Here is a 22229-nt window from a genome sequence, read left to right on the forward strand (position 1 = left end):
ACCGACCGACCACCACCCTGGGGGACCCGACCATGGCTGCAACGACTGCCGGGAGCGCCGAAGGCGACCCCCAGCGCGTCCTCGTCGTCGATGACGAGCCGGCCGTCCGTGAGGCCCTGCGCCGCAGCCTGGCCTTCGAGGGGTACGCGGCGCAGACCGCCGTCGACGGGCTCGACGCCCTCGACAAGGCGGCTTCGTACGCCCCCGACCTGATCGTCCTGGACATCCAGATGCCCCGCATGGACGGTCTGACCGCCGCCCGCCGGCTGCGCGCCTCGGGCAGCACCACCCCGATCCTGATGCTGACGGCCCGCGACACCGTCGGCGACCGCGTCACGGGGCTGGACGCGGGGGCCGACGACTACCTCGTCAAGCCCTTCGAGCTGGACGAGCTCTTCGCCCGGGTCCGCGCCCTGCTGCGCCGCAGCGCCTACGCCGCACCCGCGCCCGGCGGCGCACAGCCGGAGCACGGCCTCGCCTTCGGCGACCTGCGCATGGACCTCGCCACCCGCGAGGTCACCCGGGCCGGGCGCCCCGTGGAACTCACCCGTACCGAGTTCACGCTGCTGGAGATGTTCCTCTCCCACCCCCGCCAGGTCCTGACCCGCGAGCAGATCCTGAAAACGGTCTGGGGCTTCGACTTCGAGCCCAGCTCCAACTCCCTCGACGTGTACGTCATGTACCTGCGCCGCAAGACCGAGGCGGGCGGCGAACCCCGGCTCGTGCACACCGTGCGCGGGGTGGGGTACGTCCTGCGCGCCGGTGAGAGCGGACCGGAATGAGCCCGGTCGACCGGTTCCGTGCCCTGCCGCTGCGCTCCCGGCTGGCGCTGCTGGTGACCGTAGCGGTGGCGGTGGCGGTGGCGGCCGTCGCCGTCGTCAGCTGGTTCATGGTCCGTACGCAGCTGCGGGACCAGCTCGACAGCTCCCTGCGCTCCACCAACGCCAGCGCGCAGGCCAACCAGACCCTGTCGGAGGTCGGCTGCCGCGAGAAGGTGCCCGGCGCCATCGTCAACAACCTGAGCGCCCAGGTGCAGATCGTCCTGCCCGCGGGCGGGCGGTGCTGGGTGGACGGCAAGAACACCCTCCCCGTGACCGCGTACGACCTCGAGGTCGCCCAGGGCCGGCGCGGGCCCGTGCTGTACGACGGCCGCACCACCGAGGGCACGCCGGTGCGCGTGTACACCCAGCCGGTGAACGTCAGTGGGCCGGTCGGCGGAACCGTGGCCATCTCCGTCGCCAAACCGCTCGCCGACGTCGACAGGCCGCTGTCCACCCTGGCCTGGGTGCTGCTGTTCGTCTCGGGCGTCGGCGTGGTCGGCGCGGGCGTGGCGGGGCTGTGGGTGGCGCGGACGGGTCTGCGGCCGGTCGACGAACTCACCGGCGCCGTGGAGCACATCGCGCGCACCGAGGACCTCACCGTTCGGATCCCGGACGAGGGCGACGACGAGATCGCCCGCCTGTCGCGGTCGTTCAACTCGATGACGGCTGCCCTGGCCTCGTCCCGGGACCGGCAGGCCCAGCTCATCGCGGACGCCGGGCACGAGCTGCGCACTCCGCTGACCTCTCTGCGGACCAACATCGAACTGCTGGCGCGCAGCGAGGAGACCGGCCGGGCCATCCCGCCGCAGGACCGCAAGGAGCTGCTGGCCTCGGTCAAGGCGCAGATGACGGAGCTGGCGGCGCTGATCGGGGACCTCCAGGAGCTGTCCCGGCCGGATGCCGCGGCCCACGTACGCCTGGAGGTGGTGGCCCTGCACGACATCGCGCAGACCGCGCTGGCCCGGGCGCGCCTGCGCGGTCCCGAACTCGTCTTCGGTTCGGACCTGCGGCCCTGGTACGTACGGGGCGAGGCGGCCGCGCTGGAGCGGGCGGTGGTCAACCTGCTGGACAACGCCGTGAAGTTCAGCCCGCCGGGCGGCGCGGTGGAAGTGGCGCTGCGGGGCGGGGAGCTGACCGTACGGGACCACGGGCCCGGCGTCCCGGCCGACGACCTCCCGCACGTCTTCGAGCGGTTCTGGCGCTCCCCGTCGGCCCGTGCCCTGCCCGGCAGCGGGCTGGGCCTGTCGATCGTGGCCCGTACGGCGGACCGTGCGGGCGGGAGTGCCGAGCTGCGGGCGCCGGCGGACGGCGGCCCGGGCACGGAGGCGGTGCTCCGCATCCCGGGCGCCCCGACCCCGCCGCCCGCGCCGCCCGCCGCGCCGCCGACGTCGCCACCCGCGCCGCCGCCGCCGTCGTCAGTTGTGCCGGATCAGTGAGGCGACCAGGCCGGAGCGGGTGTTCGGGAAGTCCATGGGGACGATGCCGAGCCCGATCCGGCCGGCCAACTCCGCGCCGTCGACAAAGCCGTGGACCTGCGGATTGAGCCGGTCGGAGTTCCAGCGGGGCGGCATGTACGCGGCGGTGCTGGTGTAGTTCACGAAGAGCTTGCCGGGCTGCCCCGCGGCCCGGCGGAACTGGTCCTCGATCTTGCCCCGTTTGGCGAACGGCTCGGCGTTGTAGTCGTCCTGGATGTCGAAGACGTTGCCGTCGCCGTAGCGCAGACCCGGCAGCCCGCCGTTGTCGGCGAGCAGCACCACCTTCCCGCGGGCCTGCCCGAGCGAGGCGGGCAGGGCGTCGGCTATCCGGAACAGGGGGCGCCAGCCGCGGTTGTCGAGGTAGTCGTCGAAGACGGCCCGGAAGGTCGCGTCGCTCTCGCCCGAGTACTCCTGCTTGACCCGCATCAGGACGGTCTCGGAAGGGTGCGCGGCGAGGAAGTTCCAGCAGGCCACGAGGACGTCGCCGAACATCAGGTCCTGGAAGAACGCCGCGTGGTGGATGGCGAAGGAGCCGCCGGTGACGCGGCAGCGGACGTCGAGGAACCGGATGCCGGAGTCGAGCTGCTGGGCGATCGAGGTGTTCTGGCAGGCGACGTAGAGGCCGCCCTTGGTGGCGCCCGAGTCGTGGGTGCCGGGGATCGTCATCCGTTGGAGCGGGGTGGAGTCGGCGAGGCCGGCCATCCAGTCCTGGGTGCCGAGCGCGGCGCGCGCGGCGGGGGCCGTCCGGGCCGATGCCGGGGCCGCGGTCCCCAGGGTCATCGCGGCGCCCGCGCCCGCCGCCAGCGCCCCGGTGAGGAATCCACGCCGATCCAGTGCCATGCCCGCCCCTTTTTCCGGTCCAGTGGTCGGACCGGAGTATGGCGTGCGGCAGCGGCCATTACTACCCGTCGGTACGGGTCATCTTTCGAGCAACTCGGCCATGGCGCGCAGGCCTTGGGCGAGCTCGCGCCCGTTCGGCGCCTGCTCCGGGTCGGTGAGGCACTGGACCATCACCCCGGTCAGCAGCGCGAGGTGCACCGACCCGAGGCCCCGTACGTCCTCCTCCGCGACCTCCTCCTGCGGCACGCCCCGCCACTGGGCCGCGACCATCCGGCGGGAGCGGCGCTGGTCTTCGGCGAGGACCGCGAGCAGCGGGGGCGAGGACTGCGCGTGCACGAAGGCCTCGACGGAGGCCGTCCACAGCCAGCGCATCTCGCCGAAGTCCGCGATCTTGCGGTCCCACATGTCGGCGTAGCGCTCGGCGGCGGTGTCCCCCTGTCCGGCGAGCCGGCCGGCCGAGGCCGCCCATTCGTCCATGGCCGCGGACAGCGCCTGGTTGAGCAGGGCCTCACGCGATCCGAAGTGGTAGCCGATGGCGGCCATGCTCACCTGCGCGGCCGATGCGATGTCGCGCACGGTGGTGCGCAGGTACCCCTTCTCCTCCAGGCAGCGGCGCGCTCCGGCCAGCAGGTCCTCGCGATTTCCCATGGCGGGATCGTATCCGCGCAAGCATTTGGGCGAACGCCCAAGACATATGTATTGCGCGCCTGCCCAAATCCTGGCAGGGTCGTACCCGTCACCGAAGGCCTCACAGGGGAGAGCGAAACCATGCGCCACACGCTGACGATCGACGGCCGCGCCTTGTCCTACCTCGACTTCGGCGGCCCCGGCCGCCCGCTCCTCGCGCTGCACGGGGGCATGTCCGAGGGCCTCGCCTTCGCCGGCCTCGCCGCCGTGCTCGGCGACGGGTGGCGGGTCATCGCCCCCGACCAGCGCGGGCACGGCGACTCCGACCGGGCCGCCGACTACGGCCGCGCCGGGTACATCGGCGACGCCGTCGCGCTCCTCGACCACCTCGGCCTGGACGAGCCCGTCGCCGTACTCGGCTACTCCCTCGGCGGGATCACCGCCTACCAGCTGGCCGCCGCCCACCCCGGCCGGGTCTGCGCCCTGGTCAACGTGGACGCCACCGTGCAGATCGTCCCCGACACCGCGGGAGGGCTCTTCACCTTCCTCGGGGGCATGCGGTACACCGCCCCCACCCGGGAGGAACTCCTCGCCGCGGCCGGGCCGGTGGGCTCCCGGTTCGTCGAACAGGCGCTGCGCCCGCTCCCCGGCGGCGGGGGCTGGCGGCTGCCGTTCCACCCGCAGGACATGACCGACTCCGCCGAGGCCTGCCGCGGCGACCACTGGGACAGCTGGCTCGCGAGCACCTGTCCGGCCCTGCTGATCCACGGCACCCGCAGCCAGACGCTCCGGAAGGACACCGCCGACGCCATGTTCACCCGGCGGCCCGGGACCTCGTACACACCCCTCGACGGGGACCACTTCGTGCCGTTCACCGACCCGGACGGCTTCCACGAGGCCGTCCGGAAGTTCCTCGCCGGACTCTGAAACGCCGCAGAGAACGCCGCAGAGAACGCCCCAGGGGCGTCGGGCCGTCCGGCCCGCCGCCCCTGGTCGTACTCGTTACTGCTCGTACTCCTCGTACTCCTCGTACTACTTGACGACCGTGATCCGGTCCGCCGCCGGCGGGGCGATCGGGGCCGCCGCCGAGGACTTGTTCAGGTACGCGTTGAAGCACTCCAGGTCGGACGCGCCGACCAGCTTGTTCTTGTGCTCCTTGAGGACGGTGAAGCCGTCGCCGCCGCCCGCGAGGAACTCGTTCATCGCGACCCGGTAGGTCTTGGCGGGGTCGATCGCTGTGCCGTTCAGCCGCACCGAGTCCACGACGACGCGGTCCACGCCCGCCTTCGTCATGTCCAGCGTGTACGTAAAGCCCTTGGAGACCTGCAGGATCTTCGGGTTGGGGCCGTTGACCGGCCCGGACACCTGCTGCTGGAGAGCGGTGATCAGCTGGGCACCGGTCAGGTCGACCACGTTCATCATGTTGGTGAACGGCTGGACGGTGTACGACTCCCCGTACGTCACCACGCCGTCGCCCTCGTTACCGGCGGCCTTGTAGGCCAGGTCCGCGCGGATACCGCCCGGGTTCATGATCGCGAGCTGCGCACCCCCCTTGTCGGCCGGCGCGAGCGCCTCCAGCTGGGCATCGGCGATCAGGTCACCGAGCGGCTTCTCCGGCGCCTCCGAACCACGGCCCGGCACGTCCGCCGAGATGTAGCCCTCGGGGCGGCTCGCGATGGGCGCGGCGAGCGCGTTCCAGCGCTGGATCAGCTCGGTCATGTCGCCCGCCTTCGGCAGGTCACGGCTGACGACCTTCTGGACCGGCTTGGGCGAGCTGACCGGCGTACGGACGATGTCCTTGGTCTGCCGGTCGTAGGTGAGGGTGGTGTCCGTGAACAGCCGGCCGTAGGAGGCCGCCGAGGTCACCATGCGCGGGTTGCCCGCCGGGTCCGGGATGTTGCAGGCGTACGCCTGGTGCGTGTGGCCCGTCACCAGCGCGTCGACCTTCGGGTCGACGTTCTTGGCGATGTCGACGATGGCACCCGAGACGCCCGCGCCCGCGCCGGGCGCGTCGCAGTCGTAGTTGTACGCGCCGCTCGCGGGCAGACCGCCCTCGTGGATCAGCGCGACGATCGACTTCACGCCCTGCTTGTTCAGCTCGTTGGCGTACTTGTTGATCGTCTCGACCTCGTCACCGAACTTGAGGCCCTTGACCCCCTCGGCGGTCACGACGTCCGGCGTGCCCTCCAGGGTCACGCCGATGAAGCCGATCTTCACGTCCCCCTTCTTCCAGATGAAGGTGGGCGACATCAACGGACGCTTGGTCTTCTCGTCCGTCACATTGGCCGCGAGGTACTGGAACTGCGATCCACCGAACGTCTTGCCATACTCGAAGCAGCCGTCCACGGGGTGGCAACCGCCGTACGCCATACGGCGGAGCTCGGTCTTGCCCTCGTCGAACTCGTGGTTGCCGACGCTGGTGACGTCCAGCCCCAGCTTGTTCAGCGCCTCGATGGTCGGCTCGTCGTGGAACATGCCGGACATCATCGGGCTGGCGCCGATCATGTCGCCGGCCGCGGCGGTGACCGAGTACTCGTGGCCCTTGCGGGCCTCGCGCAGGGCCGACGCCATGTACTCGACGCCGCCTGCGGGTATGGCCTTGGTGGTGCCGTCGGCCTGCCGTTCGCTCACGGTGCCGGACGAGCCCTGCGGGGGCTCCAGCGTGCCGTGGAAGTCGTTGAACGACAGCATCTGCACGTCGACGGTGCGGCTCTTGGCCGCACCGCCACCACTCGCGGCACCGGCCGGAAGGGCGGCGGCGACCATCGCGCCGGCCCCCGCCGTGAGGGCGAGGGCGGTGAAGGTCAACCGGCGGGCTCGGCGGTGCCGTTGTGGCGTCGCTGACATTTGTTCCCCTTTGTGGACAGCGAGACAACTTGGGAGGTCCGCCGAAGCCTAAGGTCAACGCGCGTAGCATGTCAGGCCCTAATCGGTTACGGGCAGGTTGCGGTCGTACGGTGGAGTCATGACTGACGCAGCAGCGGCCCTTGAGCCGGGACGGCAGATTGACATCCTCGACGAGCTGACGGGGGAACAGGCCGACGCGGTACTGGCCCTGATCGCTGACGCGGCGCGGAGCGACGGCACCACCGCCGTGTCCGAACAGGGCCGGCTCCAACTCCGCGGCGGCCGCCGCGAGGGCATCCGGCACTTCCTCCTCACCGACAGGGAACGGCTCGCCGGATACGGGCAACTGGAGGACACCGACCCGGTGGAGGCCCCCGCCGCCGAACTCGTCGTTGACCCCTCACTGCGCGGCCGCGGCCACGGCCGGGCCCTCGGCTCGGCCCTGCTCGCCGCCTCCGGCAAGCGGATCCGGGTGTGGGCGCACGGCGGCAAGCCCGCCGCCCGCCACCTCGCCCAGGTACTCGGCCTGACCCTCTTCCGCGAACTGCGCCAGCTGCGCCGTCCCCTCGGCCCCGAGGCGCCGCGGCTTCCCGAAGCGGCCCTGCCGCCCGGCGTCACCGTCCGCACCTTCGTCCCCGGCGCCGACGACGCGGCCTGGCTCGCCGCGAACGCCGCCGCCTTCGCCCACCACCCCGAGCAGGGCGCCCTGACCCAGCGCGACCTGGACGACCGGATGGGCCAGACCTGGTTCGACCCCAAGGGCTTCTTCCTCGCCGAGCGCGACGGCGAGCTGATCGGCTTCCACTGGACGAAGGTCCACGCCGACGAGCGGCTCGGCGAGGTCTACGTCGTCGGGGTCCGCCCCGGCGCCCAGGGCGGCGGCCTCGGCAAGGCACTCACCGCGATCGGCCTGCGCCACCTCGCCGAGGCGGGCCTGCCCACCGCCATGCTGTACGTCGACGCCGACAACCCGGCCGCCCTGGCCGTCTACGAGGGCCTCGGCTTCACCACCCACGAGGTGGACCTGATGTACCGCACGGAGAGCTGAGCCGCACGGGCGCCGCGGTACGGGTCCCGCGCGCCGGGACCCGCACCGCGCACGCGGGCGGGCGCCGGCATGAGCCCGGGGTCCGCCCCCGCGTCGCCCCCGCGCCGTGACGGCCGGCGTACGCCCCCGGGCCGGTACCCGCGCCGTTCCCCCGCCGTGACGGCCGGCGTACGCCCCCGGCCCGCTGCCGCGACGTACTCGTGCGCCAGGCAGAGCCTGGAAGCCATGCGCCATTCACCGCCCATTAAGCAGCGCTTGCCAGTCTCCCCCCATGCATCCGCGACTCAGGCTGACGGCCGACACGTCCGACGCGCCTGTCCTTCCGCTCGCGCGGAAGAATGGAGTCATGAGCCACCAGCCCAGCGCAGGCCCCACCGAGGTCCCCGCCCAGCACCCGTCTCACACGTCCCCCGCGGCGAAGACGCGCATAGGCTCCATAGCCGCGCACCGCCCCCACGTCGATCTCGCGCCGGATCTCGCGCCCGACCTCGACTCCGACCCGGACGCCTACGACGGCAAGGACAGCGACGAGCTGCCCGCCGGGCGGTTCCTCGACCGGGAACGCAGCTGGCTCGCCTTCAACGAACGCGTCCTGGAGCTCGCCGAGGACCCGGCCACCCCGCTGCTGGAACGCGCGAACTTCCTCGCGATCTTCGCCAGCAACCTGGACGAGTTCTTCATGGTCCGCGTCGCGGGCCTCAAGCGCCGCATCGCGACCGGCGTCGCCACCCGTTCGGCCTCCGGCCTGCAGCCCCGCGAAGTGCTGGACCTGATATGGACCCGCTCGCGCGAACTCATGGCCCGGCACGCCGCCTGCTACCAGCAGGACATCGCCCCGCAGCTCGCCGAGGAGGGCATCCACCTCATCCGGTGGCCCGACCTCACCGAGAAGGAGCAGGCCCGGCTCTTCACCCTGTTCCGCAACCAGATCTTCCCGGTCCTGACCCCGCTGGCCGTGGACCCCGCGCACCCGTTCCCGTACATCTCCGGCCTCTCCCTGAACCTGGCCGTCGTCGTACGCAACCCCGTCAGCGGCCACCGCCACTTCGCGCGCGTCAAGGTCCCGCCGCTCCTCTCCCGCTTCCTGGAGGCCTCGCCGCAGCGCTACGTCCCGCTGGAGGACGTCATCGCCGCGCACCTGGAGGAGCTCTTCCCCGGCATGGAGGTGCTCGCGCACCACATGTTCCGCGTCACCCGCAACGAGGACCTCGAAGTCGAGGAGGACGACGCAGAGAACCTGCTGCAGGCCCTGGAGAAGGAACTCATGCGGCGCCGCTTCGGCCCGCCCGTGCGCCTGGAGGTCGAGGAGTCCATCGACCCCGGCGTACTGGACCTCCTGGTGCAGGAGCTCAACGTCAGCGCCGCCGAGGTGTACCCGCTGCCCGGCCCGCTGGACCTGACCGCCCTCTTCGGGATCTCCTCCCTGGACCGGCCCGAGCTCAAGTACCCGAAGTTCATCGCCGGCACCCACCGCGACCTCGCCGAGGTGGAGTCCGCTTCCGCGCCCGACATCTTCGCGGCGCTGCGCGAGCGGGACGTGCTGCTGCACCACCCGTACGACTCCTTCTCCACCTCCGTACAGGCCTTCCTGGAACAGGCCGCCGCCGACCCGGACGTCCTCGCGATCAAGCAGACGCTGTACCGGACCTCCGGCGACTCCCCCATCGTGGACGCCCTGATAGACGCCGCGGAATCCGGCAAGCAGGTCCTCGTCCTCGTCGAGATCAAGGCCCGTTTCGACGAACAGGCCAACATCAAGTGGGCGCGCAAGCTGGAGGAGTCCGGCTGCCACGTCGTCTACGGCCTCGTCGGCCTCAAGACCCACTGCAAGCTGTCCCTCGTCGTCCGCCAGGAAGGCGAGACGCTGCGCCGCTACTCGCACGTCGGCACCGGCAACTACCACCCCAAGACCGCCCGGCTCTACGAGGACCTCGGCCTGCTCACCGCCGACCCACAGGTCGGCGCGGACCTCTCCGACCTCTTCAACCGGCTGTCCGGGTACTCGCGGCGCGAGACCTACCGCCGGCTGCTGACCGCGCCGAAGTCGCTGCGGGACGGGCTCATCGCCCGGATCGACAAGGAGGCCGACCACCACCGGGCCGGCCGCCCCGCGTACGTGCGGCTCAAGATGAACTCCATCGTCGACGAGGCCCTGATCGACGCCCTGTACCGGGCCGCCCAGGCGGGCGTCCCGGTGGACATCTGGGTCCGCGGCATCTGCGCCGTACGGCCCGGGGTCCCGGGGCTGTCGGAGAACATCCGGGTCCGCTCGATCCTCGGCCGCTTCCTCGAACACTCCCGGGTCTTCGCCTTCGGCAACGGCGGCGAACCGGAGGTGTGGATAGGCAGCGCCGACATGATGCACCGCAACCTCGACCGCCGCATCGAGGCCTTGGTCAGGGTCGCCGACCCGGCCCACCGCGCGGCACTGGACCGGCTGCTGGAAACCGGGATGTCCGACGACACCGCCTCCTGGCACCTGGGGCCGGACGGCGAATGGACCCGGCACAGCACCGACTCCGAAGGCCAGCCGCTGCGGCACGTACAGGAGACGCTCATAGACGCCCGGAGGCGCCGGCGTGGCTCAGCCAAACCATGACCATGACCATCACCATGACCTTATGACGGGGGCCGCGACGGCGGGCGACGTGCTCGGCACGTACCTGCGCTCCCAGGCCACCACCTTCCTGCGGGCACTGCGCGTGCACGAGGAGGGCGCGGCCGGCGGCGCAGGTCCCGCGGAAGGGGGCGAGGCGGCGCGCGGCCTGCGGGGGGCCGCGCGCCGCATCGCCTCCTCCCTGACCACCTTCCGCGCCGTGGCGGAGTCCTCCTGGGCGGACGGGCTGCGCACCGAGCTGGTCTGGCTGTCCTCGACCCTGGCCGACGAGCACGCGTACGCCGTCCGGCTGTCCCGGCTGATGGACGCCCTGCACCGGCTCTCGGGCGCGAGCGGCGCCGGGTCCCTGACGGTGGGCTCGGCGCGGGCCGGCGCGCTGCTGGAGCGCCAGCTGACCCTGGCCCGGACGCGGGCCCACTCGGCGACCCTGTCCGCGCTGGGCTCCTCCCGCTTCCACGCGGTCGCGGACGCGGTGGCGGTCCTCGCCTCGGAGGTGCCGCTGGACCCGGTCGCGGCGCGGGGGCGGGTCGAGGACGTACTCGTCCCGCTGGCGGAGGTGGCGCGGACCCGGCTGGACTCGGCGGTGGAGGCGCTGCCGCCGCGGCACTCGCCGTACTCCGCGCAGGACGACGGGGCCTGGCACGAGGTGCGGAGGCTGCTGCGGGTGCACCGGTACGCGCGGGAGATGCTGGGCGGGGAGGTCACCCGCCTCGCGGCGGCCGGCGAGGCCCTGGACCGCCACCGCGACGCGTCCGAAGCCGCGGCCGCCTCCGCGACGGCGGCCCGCACCCCCCGCATCGCTCCGGCCACGGCCTACGCCCTGGGCGTCCTGCACGCCGACCAGCGCCACGCGGTCGAGGCGGCCCGCCACAGCTTCGAGGCACTGGTGCCCTGCATTTCTTCTTGACGCGCCCCTCGCACCCCTCGGCCCTGGCGGGCCCCGCGGGCTTCGGCCCGCTGCGCCGGACCCGTCCGTCGACGCCCGGGCCGGGCCCCAGCCCTGCCGCGAGCCGCCCGTCGCGCCCGCGGGCCGGTAGGGGGCGCCCTGCGGGGCTGTCCCCTGCCCGCCCTTCCCCCGTTCCCCGGGGCTCCGCCCCGGACCCCCCTCCACGAGCCTCCGGGCTCCTGGTGGCAGCAGGCGGCCCGGCCCCGCCGCGTCGGTCCTCCCGACGGCGGAATCCGGCCAATCCCACCCCCCACCCCGACGGCCAGGGCAAGGTCACGGCGGCATAACGTGCGGGTAACGTCCCGTTACGCCCAGGTACAAACCCCCCCACTCGCACCGGGCCGTCCGCCACGGTTCACCCCCCGTTCACCAACCCCCGTCGACCGCTTCACCTGTTCTGCCTAATTTCAGTACCGCAAGGTGAAGGCCCCGCTCACGGGCGCAGCACCAACCCACCCGTAGTCCTCTTCGCACGCCGCCCCGATACAGAAAGCGGCCGGCGGCTTCTGGAAGGAACACCCGAAAGTGAAGCTTCAGCGCAAGAGCATGCTTCGTGCCTCCGCCCTCGGGGCGCTCGTCGTGTCCGGCGCCCTGGTCCTCACGGCGTGCGGCTCGGACGACAACACCAAGGCCGACTCCTCTGCGAGCGGCAAGGCCTCCGTCCCCGCGGCCGGCGACATCAAGTGCGACGACGCCAAGGGCAAGCTGCTCGCCTCGGGCTCCTCCGCGCAGAAGAACGCCGTCGACCTGTGGGTGAAGGCCTACATGTCCGCCTGCTCCGGCGTCGAGGTCAACTACAAGTCGTCCTCCTCCGGTGAGGGCATCGTCGCCTTCAACCAGGGCACCGTCGGCTTCGCCGGCTCGGACTCGGCGCTCAAGCCCGAGCAGGTCGAGGACTCGAAGAAGGTCTGCACCGGCGGCCAGGGCATCAACCTGCCCATGGTCGGCGGCCCGATCGCCATCGGCTTCAACGTCGCCGGCGTGGACAAGCTGAACCTCGACGCCCCCACCCTCGCCTCGATCTTCAACGACAAGATCAAGAAGTGGGACGACGAGGCGATCAAGAAGCTGAACCCGGGCGTCACCCTCCCCTCCACCGCCATCCAGGCCTTCCACCGCTCCGAGGACTCCGGCACCACCGAGAACCTCGGCAAGTACCTCAAGGCCACCGCCCCCGACGCGTGGAGCTACGAGGCCGCGAAGAAGTGGCCGGCCCCCGGTGGCCAGGCCGCCTCCGGCTCCGCCGGTGTCGCCTCCCAGGTCAAGGCCGTCGACGGCGCGATCGGCTACTTCGAGCTCTCCTACGCCGCCTCGCAGAACATCAAGACCGTCGACATCAACACCGGCGCCTCCGCCCCGGTGAAGGCTTCCGCCGAGAGCGCCTCCAAGGCCATCGCCGCCGCCAAGATCGCCGGTACCGGCTCCGACCTGGCGCTCAAGCTCGACTACACGACCAAGGCCGAGGGTGCCTACCCGATCGTGCTGGTCACCTACGAGGTCGTCTGCGACAAGGGCAACAAGGCGGAGACCCTGCCCACCGTGAAGTCCTTCCTGAACTACACCGCCTCGGACGCGGGCCAGAAGGTCCTGTCCGAGAATGGTTACGCGCCCATTCCGGCCGAGATCAACACCAAGGTCCGCGAAGTCGTCAAGTCGCTGTCCTGACGCTGAACGAGTGAGCCTCCGGGCGCGGTGTCCGGTCCCCGTCCGGACCGGACCCGCCCCCGAGGACCCTCCCCCTTCCACCCCGGGGGATCCGGTGCACCGCCGCCAGGGGGCTCGCCCCCGTCCAGACCGGAAAGACCATGGCTTCCACCACACCCACCTCGCTTGACCAGGCTCCGCCGGTCACCACGAGCGCAGGATCCACCGGCCGCGCCGGTGACAAGATCTTCGCCGGGCTCTCCAAGGGCTCCGGCATCCTGCTCCTGGTGATCATGGCGTCGATCGCCGTCTTCCTCACCTACCGCGCCACGCTCGCCCTGTCGAAGAACGAGGGCAACTTCCTCACCACCTTCGACTGGAACGCGTCGGCCAACCCGCCCGTCTTCGGCATAGCCGTCCTGCTCTTCGGCACCGTCGTCAGCTCGATCATCGCGATGGCCATCGCGGTTCCGGTCGCCGTCGGCATCGCCCTGTTCATCTCGCACTACGCGCCGCGCAAGCTGGCCGCCCCCCTCGCCTACGTGGTCGACCTGCTGGCCGCCGTGCCGTCGATCATCTACGGCATCTGGGGCGCCCTCTTCCTCGTCCCGTACCTCGGCGGCCTCAACCTCTGGCTCGACGAGTACATGGGCTGGACCTACGTCTTCGACAAGACCCAGGTCGGCGTCGCCCGCTCGCTGTTCACCGTCGGCATCCTGCTCGCGATCATGATCCTGCCCATCGTGACCAGCGTCAGCCGTGAGGTCTTCCTCCAGGTCCCTCGCATGAACGAGGAGGCCGCCCTGGCCCTCGGCGCGACCCGCTGGGAGGTCATCCGCATGTCGGTGCTGCCCTTCGGCCGCTCCGGCGTCATCTCCGCCTCCATGCTCGGCCTCGGCCGCGCGCTCGGCGAGACCATGGCGGTCGCCACCGTCCTGTCCCCGAGCTTCCTGATATCCGGCCACGTCCTGAACCCGGGTGGCGGGACCTTCGCGCAGAACATCGCCGCGAAGTTCGACGAGGCCAACGAGTTCGGCCGGGACGCGCTGATCGCCTCCGGTCTGGTCCTGTTCCTCCTCACCCTGCTGGTCAACGGCGGAGCACGCATGATCATCGCCCGCCGCAAGGAGTACTCGGGGGCGAACGCCTGATGAGCCACACCATCCAGGACCAGCGGCCCGCCCGGGCCCCCGGGTCCGCCGCCCCCACCCGACTGACCCGCGGCGGCCTGCCCCGCTGGGCCCCGGCCGGCATCGCCGCCCTCTCGGTCGCCCTCGGCTGCGCGATCGGCGCCGCCTCCGGCCTCCAGAGCAAGATCCAGTGGGGGCTGCTCGCGGCCCTGCTGTTCGTCGCGATCACCTACGTCGCCAGCTCGGTCGTCGAGAACCGCCGCCAGGCCAAGGACCGGGTCGCGACCTCCGTCGTGTGGGTCTGCTTCCTCCTCGCGGTCATCCCGCTGCTCTCGCTGATCTGGACCACCGTCAGCCGCGGCATGAACGCCCTCGACGGCGACTTCCTCAGCCACTCGATGAACGGCATCACCAGCTTCGAGAAGGGCGGCGGCGTCTACCACGCGCTGCTCGGCACCATCGAACAGGTGGCCCTGGCCACCGCGATCGCCGCGCCCGTCGGCCTGCTGACCGCCGTCTACCTGGTCGAGTACGGCCGGGGCTCGCTCGCCAGGGCCGTGACCTTCTTCGTCGACGTCATGACCGGCATCCCCTCCATCGTCGCGGGTCTGTTCATCCTCACGACCTGGAACCTGATGCTCGGCTTCGGCCCCTCCGGCTTCGCCGGCTCGATGGCCCTGTCGATCCTGATGATGCCCGTCGTGGTCCGCTCCACCGAGGAGATGCTCAAGCTCGTCCCGAACGAGCTGCGCGAGGCCGCGCTCGCCCTCGGCGTGCCGAAGTGGCGCATGATCCTCAAGGTCGTGCTCCCCACCGCCATCGGCGGCATCGCCACCGGCGTGACGCTGGCCGTCGCCCGCATCGCCGGCGAGACCGCGCCGATCATGCTGCTGGTCTTCGGTACGCAGCTGATCAACGGAAACCCCTTCGAAGGCGCCCAGTCCTCGCTCCCGCTGTACATCTGGGAGCAGTACAAGGTCGGCAGTGAAGCCTCCTACGACCGGGCATGGGCAGCAGCCCTCGTCCTGATCGCCTTCGTCATGATCCTCAATCTGGTGGCCCGCGGCATCGCCCGCTGGAAGGCCCCGAAGACCGGTCGCTGACGCGCGACCGCATGAAAGCGAAGTGACCCCTCATGGCCAAGCGAATCGACGTCAGCGGCCTGTCCGCCTTCTACGGCAACCACAAGGCCATCGATGACATCTCGATGACCGTGGAGCCCCGCTCCGTGACCGCCTTCATCGGGCCGTCCGGCTGCGGCAAGTCCACCTTCCTGCGCACCCTCAACCGCATGCACGAGGTCACCCCCGGCGGACGTGTCGAGGGCAAGGTGCTCCTGGACGACGAGAACCTGTACGGCCCCGGCGTCGACCCGGTCGCCGTCCGCCGCACCGTCGGAATGGTCTTCCAGCGCCCGAACCCCTTCCCCACCATGTCGATCTTCGACAACGTGGCGGCCGGTCTGCGCCTGAACGGCAACTTCAAGAAGTCGCAGCTGTCCGACATCGTGGAGCGGTCCCTGCAGGGCGCCAACCTGTGGAACGAGGTCAAGGACCGCCTGGGCAAGCCCGGCTCCGGCCTCTCCGGTGGCCAGCAGCAGCGCCTGTGCATCGCCCGCGCCATCGCGGTCGAGCCCCAGGTCCTGCTGATGGACGAGCCCTGCTCCGCGCTGGACCCGATCTCCACCCTGGCCATCGAGGACCTGATCGGCGAGCTCAAGGAGCGCTTCACGATCGTCATCGTGACGCACAACATGCAGCAGGCGGCCCGCGTCTCGGACCGCACCGCCTTCTTCAACCTCGCCGCGGTCGGCCAGCCCGGCAAGCTCGTCGAGATCGACGACACGGACCGGATCTTCTCCAACCCGTCCGTCCAGGCCACCGAGGACTACATCTCGGGCCGCTTCGGCTAGACCCGGACCCCGCGGATGTACTGAGCGTCCTGCGGTGCTGCATGGCGGTGCCACCGCAAGGCGAAAGGGCCGGCTCCCCCTGGGTGGGGGGAGCCGGCCCGCTTTCGTACCGCCGTGGCGCCGTAGGGTCCTACCGCCGTGGCGCCGTAGCGACCGGACGGCGCCGGTCAGCCGACGAAGGCCAGGTCCACGATCCAGAAGCACAGCGCGGCGACCATGGCCGCGGCCGGCATGGTGATGAACCAGCCGAGGATGATGTTCTTGGCGACGCCCCAGCGGACCGCGTTGACCCGCTTGGTCGCGCCCACGCCCATGATCGCCGAGGTGATCACATGGGTGGTGGAGATCGGCGCCTGGTACAGGTACGAAGCCGTGTACATGATCGACGCGCCCGTCGTCTCCGCGGCGAAGCCCTGCGGCGGGTCCAGCTCGATGATCTTGCGGCCGAGGGTGCGCATGATGCGCCAGCCACCCGCATACGTACCGAGCGACAGCATCACGGCGCACGCGATCTTCACCCAGATCGGAATGGGATCGCTCGCCCCCTGGACGTCGGCGATGACGAGCGCCATCACCACGATGCCCATGGTCTTCTGCGCGTCCTGCAGACCGTGACCGAGGGCCATGGCGGCCGCCGAGACGGTCTGTGCGATCCGGAAGCCCCGCTTGGCCTTGTGCGGGTTGGAGCGGCGGAACATCCACATGATCGCGACCATCACCAGGTAACCCACGATGAGGCCGACGACGGGCGACAGGAACATCGGGATGACGACCTTGTCCAGCACCCCGCTCCAGATGACGCCGATCCCGCCCGCGAGCGCCGCCCCCACCATGCCGCCGAAGAGGGCGTGCGAGGACGACGACGGCAGGCCGAAGTACCAGGTGATGAGGTTCCAGACGATCGCCCCGACCAGCGCGGCGAACAGGATCCACATGCCCCGGTTGCCGTGCGGCGTCTCGATGAGCCCCTTGCTGACCGTCTTGGCCACTCCGCTGCCCAGGAAGGCACCGGCCAGGTTCATCACGGCGGCCATGGCGAGCGCGGCACGCGGAGTCAGCGCCCGCGTCGAGACCGAGGTCGCGATCGCGTTCGCCGAGTCGTGGAAGCCGTTGGTGTACGTGAAGCCGAGCGCGACACCGATGGTCACGATCAGCGCGAAGGTGTCCACGAGGTTCAGGACTCCTTGACCGCGATGGTCTCCACCGTGTTCGCGACGTGCTCGAACGCGTCGGCGGCTTCTTCCAGCACGTCGACGATCTGCTTGAGCTTCAGCACCTCGATGGCGTCGTACTTGCCGTTGAAGAGCTGGGCGAGCAGCTTGCGGTGGATCTGGTCGGCCTGGTTCTCGAGGCGGTTGACCTCGATCCAGTACTCGGTCAGGTTGGTCATCGTCCGCAGGTGCGGCATGGCCTCGGCGGTGAGCTCGGCGGCCCGCGCCAGGACCTCGATCTGCTGCTCGACGCCCTTGGGCAGCTCCTCCACGTTGTAGAGGACGACCAGGTCGACCGCCTCTTCCATGAAGTCCATGATGTCGTCGAGGCAGGACGCCAGGCTGTAGATGTCCTCGCGGTCGAACGGCGTGATGAAGGAGGAGTTCAGCTGGTGGAAGATCGCGTGCGTGGCGTCGTCCCCCGCGTGCTCCGCAGCCCGCATCCGCTCCGCGATCTCGGCCCGGGCGGAGGAGTCCGCTCCGAGCAGTTCCATCAGGAGCTTCGAGCCCGTGACGATGTTGTCCGCGGATGCGGCGAACATGTCGTAGAAGCTCGTCTCCCTGGGGGTCAGACGAAATCGCACGTGAGGTCCTCGGGGTGCATTGGATTCGGTCAGGCTGATGCTAGGCGCATCCCCCGGCCACGGCTAACCGGCGGTTCCCCAGTGTCCTCCATCGGGCACAGTGGTGAGCACGGACCCCCGCCCGCTCGGGCGCGGCCCAGTACCCTATACCCACGAGGGGTATACATCACCGGTATCCGTCACCGGTATCCATCCCTCGTCCGGACCACGGGAGGACGTATGACGACCATCGAGGCCGAAGGCCCCGGAGCCGGCGGCGTCGCCGCGGCGCCCGTCCACGGCTACCACCACCAGAAGGACGAGCACCTCAAGCGGCTGCGCCGGATCGAGGGACAGATCCGCGGTCTCCAGCGCCTGGTCGACGAGGACGTCTACTGCATCGACATACTCACCCAGGTCTCGGCGAGCACGAAAGCGCTCCAGTCCTTCGCGCTCCAGCTGCTGGAAGAGCACCTGCGGCACTGCGTCGCGGACGCGGCCGTCAAGGGCGGAACCGAGATCGACGCCAAGGTCGAGGAAGCGACGAAGGCGATCGCCCGGCTGCTGCGTACCTGAGCACCCTCCACGGGCCCCAGCGGCCGGCCGCCTCCCGGCCGGCCCTCTCCCGGCCGGTCGTCTCCCGGCCGGCCCTCTCCCGGCCGGCAAGGGCTCAGAGCCCGATGCCCATCAGCACTTCGTCGATCCGGTCCTGGCTCAGCCGGTCCTCGCCCGCCGCCGAGGCCGCGATGATCAGTTCACCGCACAGCTCGATCTCGGCAAGCGCCACGTGGTCCTGCACCGTCGTACCGCACACGGGAGTCACGCGTGTCACCTCTCTCTGCCGCTTGCTTGCCGCCCGGCTTCCCAGCGTAGGGAGCGCCCCTCGTGGCGCGCATGACACGGATGGACCATTTCCGGATACCGGGCCATGGCCCGATCGCGCCGCCTCCGCCCCACGGTCCGACTATCCGGCGATCTTCCCGGCGTAAATGTCCCCGCTTGGCGGCAATGTGACGGTCACCGGAGTCCCGAAACCGTAGAGCAGCGTGGTCGACGACACATCGATCACGCCATTGTTGACGTAGCTGAAGCGGTGCCGGACCTTGCGCAGCCGCCCCTCCATGTCCAGGTACACGTCGAACGGGACGGTGTCCTTGCTGAACCCTTTCGCCGCGGCCTCCAGTGCTCCCCTGACCCCGGGTGACGCGCTCCGCGCGGCCCGCCCGATGTCGGTGGTGCCCTGGTAGTGCCGCACCTTGGTGCCCGCCAGGTCGGTCTCGCCGACATACGTGACCTGCTGCGCGCCCCGCAGCAGCTCGGCGGCGGCCAACGGGTCGGTGGCGCCCCCGGTGACCAGGTTCCCGTCGGCGAGGGTCGTCGTATCGACGCGGACCCACTTGTCGTCGGGGACGCCCGCGCCGCGGTTCTTCATGTAGAGCGCGCCGGGGACGAGGAGTTCGGTGATGGGCCGGTGCTCCGCCTTGCCGGTCACATCGGCCGGGAGCATCACCAGCAGCTGGCCCATCCGGTTCTTGAAGTCGACGCCCCCCTCGCCGCGGATGGTGACCCGGGTTCCGCCGGTCGCCATCTCCATCGCCGTACGGGCCTGCGCGCTGCCGGCGCCGGTGAGCGCGTCGGCAGCGCCGCGGACCACCGCGGCCGGGTCCTGCGGGGGGCGGTCGTCGCCGCTCGCCGGGCCGCCGCAGCCGCTCATCGCCGCCACGGCCAGCGCGACGCCGACGGCTAGCACCGCCTCACCCGCACGCCCTCGTCGCCGCCTGTGCTGGTGCACCACCATCGCCTGCCAACCCCCAACGCGTGCCCGCTGTTTGCCCGAGGCCCCACCCGTTCCGTTTAACGAGGTCCGCGGTTTCCCGTCACGGGCGGCGGCGGTTCCGGGGGCGGGCCGGTCCGAGTACCGTGGTGGCGTGGACCCGCACACCAAAGCGATCCTGAGCACTCCGCTTGCCCGCGACAGGGGCGAGCCCGCCCACACCACGAGCACCGCCGAACGCGGCGCGTTCTGCCTGGCCGTATGCAGCTGTGGCTGGACCGGCCCGGCCCGCCGCTCCAGAGACCTGGCCCGCCGCGACGCCGGCCGCCACCCGGCGGGCTGAGCACCCCCCTCTCCCCGGCCGGCCGCCCGGCTGCGGCGCGTCCCCCGTTCGGACGGCCCCGAGTGGCCGGGCCGCGCGGCACCGGTTGCCCTTGACTCATGCCAGGACCTCGACGGGGACCCCGTTTCGCTGCGGCGTTCGCCTGGGCCGTGTCGCTCGTCGCCCTGCCCCCGTCCCCGGCCTGGGCCCGCCCGGTCGGCTCCGCGGACGGACCGGCCGACGTAGCCCTGGCCATCGCCGTCACCACGGCAGCCGCCATCGCCACGGGCCTTTGGCTCCGCTCCCGCTACCGCCGCGACGAAAAGGACGACTGACCCGGCCCGGCCGCGCGATCCGGCAGCCCCCTGCCCCCGGCCCTGGTCGGGGCTGCCGGGCCCGGCATCAGCCGGCTCGGTCCCCGGCCCCCAACGGCCCCGGGCCCGCCCTAGCCCCTACGCGGCGAGGTCCTTCTCCCCCGCCTCCACCTCGACGGCCACCGTCCGCGCCACGACCCCCCGCCCCCGCCCGCGCAGAAGCGGGCCCAGCACCGCCATCGCCACCGGCGCGGGCACCAGCACCACCGCCGTCCCCAGCGCCAGCCCCCCCAGCACGTCCGTCGGGTAGTGCACGCCCATGTACACCCGGCAGAGCCCCTCCACCACCGCCAGCCCGATACCCACCAGCCCGAGCCGCCGGTTCGCCATGAAGATCCCGACCCCGAGCGCCATCGCCACCGCCGTGTGGTCGCTGACGAACGAGAACCCGGCCCCGCCGAACCCGTGGACCGCGCCGCCCACCACCTCCAGCCCCTCGTGCTGGAGGAACGGCCGCGGCCGCCCCACGAACCCCCGCAGCGGGACGTTCACCAGGAGGGCGATCCCCGCCGCCAGCGGCGCCCACACCAGCGCGGCGAACGACTCGGCCGCGCTCGTCTCGTCAGGCCGCTGCCACCGCTCCCGCCGGACCCCGCGGGCACACCACAGGACCAGCAGGACCATCGCCAGCGGGATCCCGTAGTCGCCGACGAGGCCCACCGCGCGGTCGACCCGGTCCGGCGCGTGCCGGGCCAGGCCGTTGATCTCGTACAGCAGGCTTACATCCACGTTCGGCCCACCGGTCGTGAGTCCAGCCATGGTGATGCGGTCCCTTGCCCTTGCCTAGGTCCGTGCGGACGCACCCGGCGCACGCCCTGTCAACCTCCGCCGATCAGCTCCTGTGCCCATGGAACGCCCGTCGTGGCACGTACGTTCCACTCTCCACGGGATGATCACTCCAACGTTATCCAAGAGTGACTGATCGTCGCAGCTCAGGGCCCATGCTTAACGGACCGTCACGACCCGGCGCGAGCACCCGCCGTACGCTCCGGAAGCGCCTCCGCGCCGTCCTTCGTGACGCGGGTCGCGCCGAAGTAGTCAGGCGTGTCGATCTTGTCGAAACGGATCACCGCACCCGTGAACGGGGCGTTGATCATGTAGCCGCCGCCGACGTAGATCCCCACGTGCCGGATGTCCCGAGAGTTCGTCAGATCATCGGAGAAGAAGACGAGGTCACCTGGGAGGAGCTCCGCACGCGACGGGTGCGGCCCGGCGTTGTACTGGTCGTTCGCGACCCGCGGCAGCTCGACCCCCACCGACTCGTACGCCGCCTTGGTCAGCCCCGAGCAGTCGAACCGCCCGTCCTGGTCGGGCGTTCCGTTTCCGCCCCACAGATACGGGGTCCCCAGCTGCTTCTGCGCGAAGTAGAGCGCCCCGGACGCCTGTTGCGACGGCGAGACCCGGCCCAGCGGCCGCTCGAAGCTCTTGGCCAAAGTGGTAATCGTCTTTACGTACCCCTGCGTTTCCGCATACGGAGGCACCCCGCCGTACTTGATGACCGCGTACGAGCCCGCGTTGTACGCCGCGAGCATGTTCCCCGTCGGGTCGCCAGCCACCCCCGCCACGTCCTTGGCCAGCTCGCAGTCGTACGAAGCCGCCGACGGGATCGCGTCGTTGGGGTCCCAGATGTCGCGGTCGCCGTCACCGTCGCCGTCCACCCCGTGCCCGGCCCAGGTCCCCGGGATGAACTGGGCGATCCCCCGCGCATCCGCCGGGCTGACGGCATTGGGGTTCCAGCCGCTCTCCGAGTACAGCTGCGCCGCCAGCAACGCCGGGCTGATCGCCGGGCACAGGGTGCCCCATTTCTGCACCAACGGCTGGTACTTGCCGGGTACGGCGCCCTTCGCGAGCCCCAAGGCCCTGCCGCCCGCCTCCGCGCCCACCAGCCCCGCGGCCGCCGAGTACGTCCCCACGACGAGCAGCACCAGGAAGCTCAGGGCCACTCCGATTCCGATCCCGCCGACCATCCAGAATCTGCGCACCCGTCAACCCTCCCCCACCCCGCCCGTTTTCGGCGGTTTATTCCCATCTCCCGCGCCGACAACCCGACTAACCCACCCGTAAGCCGGAACATCCGA

At 71.1% G+C, this 22229-nt stretch carries 22 protein-coding genes; 13 read left to right on the forward strand and 9 right to left on the reverse strand.

All coding sequences use genetic code 11. The annotated features are described in order from the left end of the window. The first annotated feature begins 32 nt into the window (after positions 1 to 32). A complete protein-coding gene (locus tag OG861_RS14660) occupies positions 33 to 782 on the forward strand; it encodes a response regulator transcription factor (RefSeq protein ID WP_329197000.1) in 750 nt (249 codons plus the stop codon). Next, positions 779 to 2257: a HAMP domain-containing sensor histidine kinase gene (locus tag OG861_RS14665; RefSeq protein WP_329196999.1), complete on the forward strand. Its 1479-nt coding sequence runs from the start codon at positions 779 to 781 to the stop codon at positions 2255 to 2257. The genes OG861_RS14660 and OG861_RS14665 overlap by 4 nt, the downstream gene beginning before the upstream one ends. On the opposite strand, the gene OG861_RS14670 is transcribed toward OG861_RS14665, so the two are convergent. Both OG861_RS14670 and OG861_RS14675 read right to left on the reverse strand, forming a co-directional pair. Next, a complete protein-coding gene (locus OG861_RS14670; protein ID WP_329196998.1) occupies positions 2237 to 3136 on the reverse strand; it encodes a phosphatidylinositol-specific phospholipase C in 900 nt (299 codons plus the stop codon). The genes OG861_RS14665 and OG861_RS14670 overlap by 21 nt on opposite strands. Before the next feature lie 78 nt (positions 3137 to 3214). Next, complete coding sequence (locus OG861_RS14675) at positions 3215 to 3784, reverse strand: TetR/AcrR family transcriptional regulator (RefSeq protein ID WP_329196996.1); 570 nt, start codon at positions 3782 to 3784, stop codon at positions 3215 to 3217. A gap of 120 nt (positions 3785 to 3904) precedes the next feature. Between OG861_RS14675 and OG861_RS14680 the strand changes: the two genes are divergently transcribed. Next, complete coding sequence (locus tag OG861_RS14680; RefSeq protein ID WP_329196994.1) at positions 3905 to 4690, forward strand: alpha/beta fold hydrolase; 786 nt, start codon at positions 3905 to 3907, stop codon at positions 4688 to 4690. Positions 4691 to 4795: 105 nt separating this feature from the next. Here the strand turns inward: OG861_RS14680 and OG861_RS14685 are convergent, their stop codons facing one another. Continuing rightward, complete coding sequence (locus OG861_RS14685; protein ID WP_329196992.1) at positions 4796 to 6610, reverse strand: bifunctional metallophosphatase/5'-nucleotidase; 1815 nt, start codon at positions 6608 to 6610, stop codon at positions 4796 to 4798. 118 nt (positions 6611 to 6728) lie between these two features. Here OG861_RS14685 and mshD point away from each other — a divergent pair, with 118 nt between their 5' ends. The 7 genes from mshD to pstB all read left to right on the forward strand — a co-directional run bounded on the left by mshD (position 6729) and on the right by pstB (position 15907). Continuing rightward, positions 6729 to 7658, forward strand: coding sequence for a mycothiol synthase (gene mshD, locus OG861_RS14690; protein ID WP_329196991.1), 930 nt, complete (start codon positions 6729 to 6731; stop codon positions 7656 to 7658). Between the two features lie 346 nt (positions 7659 to 8004). Continuing rightward, positions 8005 to 10257 (forward strand): RNA degradosome polyphosphate kinase, encoded by a 2253-nt coding sequence (locus OG861_RS14695; RefSeq protein ID WP_329196988.1) that lies wholly within the window; start codon positions 8005 to 8007, stop codon positions 10255 to 10257. 22 nt (positions 10258 to 10279) lie between these two features. Next, a complete protein-coding gene (locus OG861_RS14700; protein ID WP_329196986.1) occupies positions 10280 to 11182 on the forward strand; it encodes a CHAD domain-containing protein in 903 nt (300 codons plus the stop codon). A 564-nt stretch (positions 11183 to 11746) separates the two neighbouring features. Next, positions 11747 to 12886 (forward strand): phosphate ABC transporter substrate-binding protein PstS, encoded by a 1140-nt coding sequence (pstS, locus tag OG861_RS14705; RefSeq protein ID WP_329196984.1) that lies wholly within the window; start codon positions 11747 to 11749, stop codon positions 12884 to 12886. A 140-nt stretch (positions 12887 to 13026) separates the two neighbouring features. Then, entirely contained in the window at positions 13027 to 14016 is a 990-nt protein-coding gene (gene pstC, locus OG861_RS14710) for a phosphate ABC transporter permease subunit PstC (RefSeq protein ID WP_329196982.1), read from the forward strand. Continuing rightward, positions 14016 to 15098: a phosphate ABC transporter permease PstA gene (pstA, locus tag OG861_RS14715; RefSeq protein WP_329196980.1), complete on the forward strand. Its 1083-nt coding sequence runs from the start codon at positions 14016 to 14018 to the stop codon at positions 15096 to 15098. The genes pstC and pstA overlap by 1 nt, the downstream gene beginning before the upstream one ends. Positions 15099 to 15130: 32 nt before the next feature. Further along, on the forward strand, positions 15131 to 15907 hold the full coding sequence (gene pstB / locus OG861_RS14720) for a phosphate ABC transporter ATP-binding protein PstB (protein WP_329196978.1): 777 nt from the start codon (positions 15131 to 15133) through the stop codon (positions 15905 to 15907). A gap of 167 nt (positions 15908 to 16074) precedes the next feature. On the opposite strand, the gene OG861_RS14725 is transcribed toward pstB, so the two are convergent. Together OG861_RS14725 and OG861_RS14730 are read right to left on the reverse strand one after the other, a co-directional pair. Next, the gene (locus OG861_RS14725; RefSeq protein ID WP_329196975.1) at positions 16075 to 17076 is read right to left on the reverse strand and encodes an inorganic phosphate transporter; all 1002 of its coding nucleotides are present in this window, start codon (positions 17074 to 17076) and stop codon (positions 16075 to 16077) included. A gap of 5 nt (positions 17077 to 17081) precedes the next feature. Then, positions 17082 to 17702: a DUF47 domain-containing protein gene (locus tag OG861_RS14730; RefSeq protein ID WP_329196974.1), complete on the reverse strand. Its 621-nt coding sequence runs from the start codon at positions 17700 to 17702 to the stop codon at positions 17082 to 17084. Positions 17703 to 17921: 219 nt separating this feature from the next. On the opposite strand from OG861_RS14730, the gene OG861_RS14735 reads away from it, so the two are divergent. After that, complete coding sequence (locus OG861_RS14735; protein ID WP_329196972.1) at positions 17922 to 18257, forward strand: metal-sensitive transcriptional regulator; 336 nt, start codon at positions 17922 to 17924, stop codon at positions 18255 to 18257. 94 nt (positions 18258 to 18351) lie between these two features. Here OG861_RS14735 and OG861_RS14740 read toward each other — a convergent pair whose 3' ends face one another. Further along, on the reverse strand, positions 18352 to 18504 hold the full coding sequence (locus OG861_RS14740; protein WP_329202663.1) for a hypothetical protein: 153 nt from the start codon (positions 18502 to 18504) through the stop codon (positions 18352 to 18354). 141 nt (positions 18505 to 18645) lie between these two features. Further along, complete coding sequence (locus OG861_RS14745) at positions 18646 to 19479, reverse strand: hypothetical protein (RefSeq protein ID WP_443056566.1); 834 nt, start codon at positions 19477 to 19479, stop codon at positions 18646 to 18648. A 130-nt stretch (positions 19480 to 19609) separates the two neighbouring features. Here OG861_RS14745 and OG861_RS14750 point away from each other — a divergent pair, with 130 nt between their 5' ends. Continuing rightward, on the forward strand, positions 19610 to 19798 hold the full coding sequence (locus OG861_RS14750; RefSeq protein ID WP_329202661.1) for a hypothetical protein: 189 nt from the start codon (positions 19610 to 19612) through the stop codon (positions 19796 to 19798). Between the two features lie 98 nt (positions 19799 to 19896). Further along, positions 19897 to 20112: a hypothetical protein gene (locus tag OG861_RS14755; protein WP_329196968.1), complete on the forward strand. Its 216-nt coding sequence runs from the start codon at positions 19897 to 19899 to the stop codon at positions 20110 to 20112. Between the two features lie 117 nt (positions 20113 to 20229). Here the strand turns inward: OG861_RS14755 and OG861_RS14760 are convergent, their stop codons facing one another. Next, positions 20230 to 20910, reverse strand: a complete 681-nt coding sequence (locus tag OG861_RS14760) for a phosphatase PAP2 family protein (RefSeq protein ID WP_329196966.1) — start codon at positions 20908 to 20910, stop codon at positions 20230 to 20232. A 197-nt stretch (positions 20911 to 21107) separates the two neighbouring features. Further along, a complete protein-coding gene (locus tag OG861_RS14765; protein WP_329202343.1) occupies positions 21108 to 22118 on the reverse strand; it encodes a C40 family peptidase in 1011 nt (336 codons plus the stop codon). Between the last annotated feature and the right edge of the window lie 111 nt (positions 22119 to 22229).

The organism is Streptomyces sp. NBC_00539 (assembly GCF_036346105.1).
Classification (GTDB): domain Bacteria; phylum Actinomycetota; class Actinomycetes; order Streptomycetales; family Streptomycetaceae; genus Streptomyces.

Coding starts and splice junctions, on each gene's coding strand:
- OG861_RS14660 (WP_329197000.1), top strand. CDS start 33: ATGGCTGCAACGACTGCCGGGAGCGCCGAAGGCGACCCCCAGCGCGTC.
- OG861_RS14665 (WP_329196999.1), top strand. CDS start 779: ATGAGCCCGGTCGACCGGTTCCGTGCCCTGCCGCTGCGCTCCCGGCTG.
- OG861_RS14670 (WP_329196998.1), bottom strand. CDS start 3,136: ATGGCACTGGATCGGCGTGGATTCCTCACCGGGGCGCTGGCGGCGGGC.
- OG861_RS14675 (WP_329196996.1), bottom strand. CDS start 3,784: ATGGGAAATCGCGAGGACCTGCTGGCCGGAGCGCGCCGCTGCCTGGAG.
- OG861_RS14680 (WP_329196994.1), top strand. CDS start 3,905: ATGCGCCACACGCTGACGATCGACGGCCGCGCCTTGTCCTACCTCGAC.
- OG861_RS14685 (WP_329196992.1), bottom strand. CDS start 6,610: ATGTCAGCGACGCCACAACGGCACCGCCGAGCCCGCCGGTTGACCTTC.
- mshD (WP_329196991.1), top strand. CDS start 6,729: ATGACTGACGCAGCAGCGGCCCTTGAGCCGGGACGGCAGATTGACATC.
- OG861_RS14695 (WP_329196988.1), top strand. CDS start 8,005: ATGAGCCACCAGCCCAGCGCAGGCCCCACCGAGGTCCCCGCCCAGCAC.
- OG861_RS14700 (WP_329196986.1), top strand. CDS start 10,280: ATGACGGGGGCCGCGACGGCGGGCGACGTGCTCGGCACGTACCTGCGC.
- pstC (WP_329196982.1), top strand. CDS start 13,027: ATGGCTTCCACCACACCCACCTCGCTTGACCAGGCTCCGCCGGTCACC.
- pstA (WP_329196980.1), top strand. CDS start 14,016: ATGAGCCACACCATCCAGGACCAGCGGCCCGCCCGGGCCCCCGGGTCC.
- pstB (WP_329196978.1), top strand. CDS start 15,131: ATGGCCAAGCGAATCGACGTCAGCGGCCTGTCCGCCTTCTACGGCAAC.
- OG861_RS14735 (WP_329196972.1), top strand. CDS start 17,922: ATGACGACCATCGAGGCCGAAGGCCCCGGAGCCGGCGGCGTCGCCGCG.
- OG861_RS14745 (WP_443056566.1), bottom strand. CDS start 19,479: ATGGTGGTGCACCAGCACAGGCGGCGACGAGGGCGTGCGGGTGAGGCG.
- OG861_RS14755 (WP_329196968.1), top strand. CDS start 19,897: ATGCCAGGACCTCGACGGGGACCCCGTTTCGCTGCGGCGTTCGCCTGG.
- OG861_RS14760 (WP_329196966.1), bottom strand. CDS start 20,910: ATGGCTGGACTCACGACCGGTGGGCCGAACGTGGATGTAAGCCTGCTG.
- OG861_RS14765 (WP_329202343.1), bottom strand. CDS start 22,118: ATGGTCGGCGGGATCGGAATCGGAGTGGCCCTGAGCTTCCTGGTGCTG.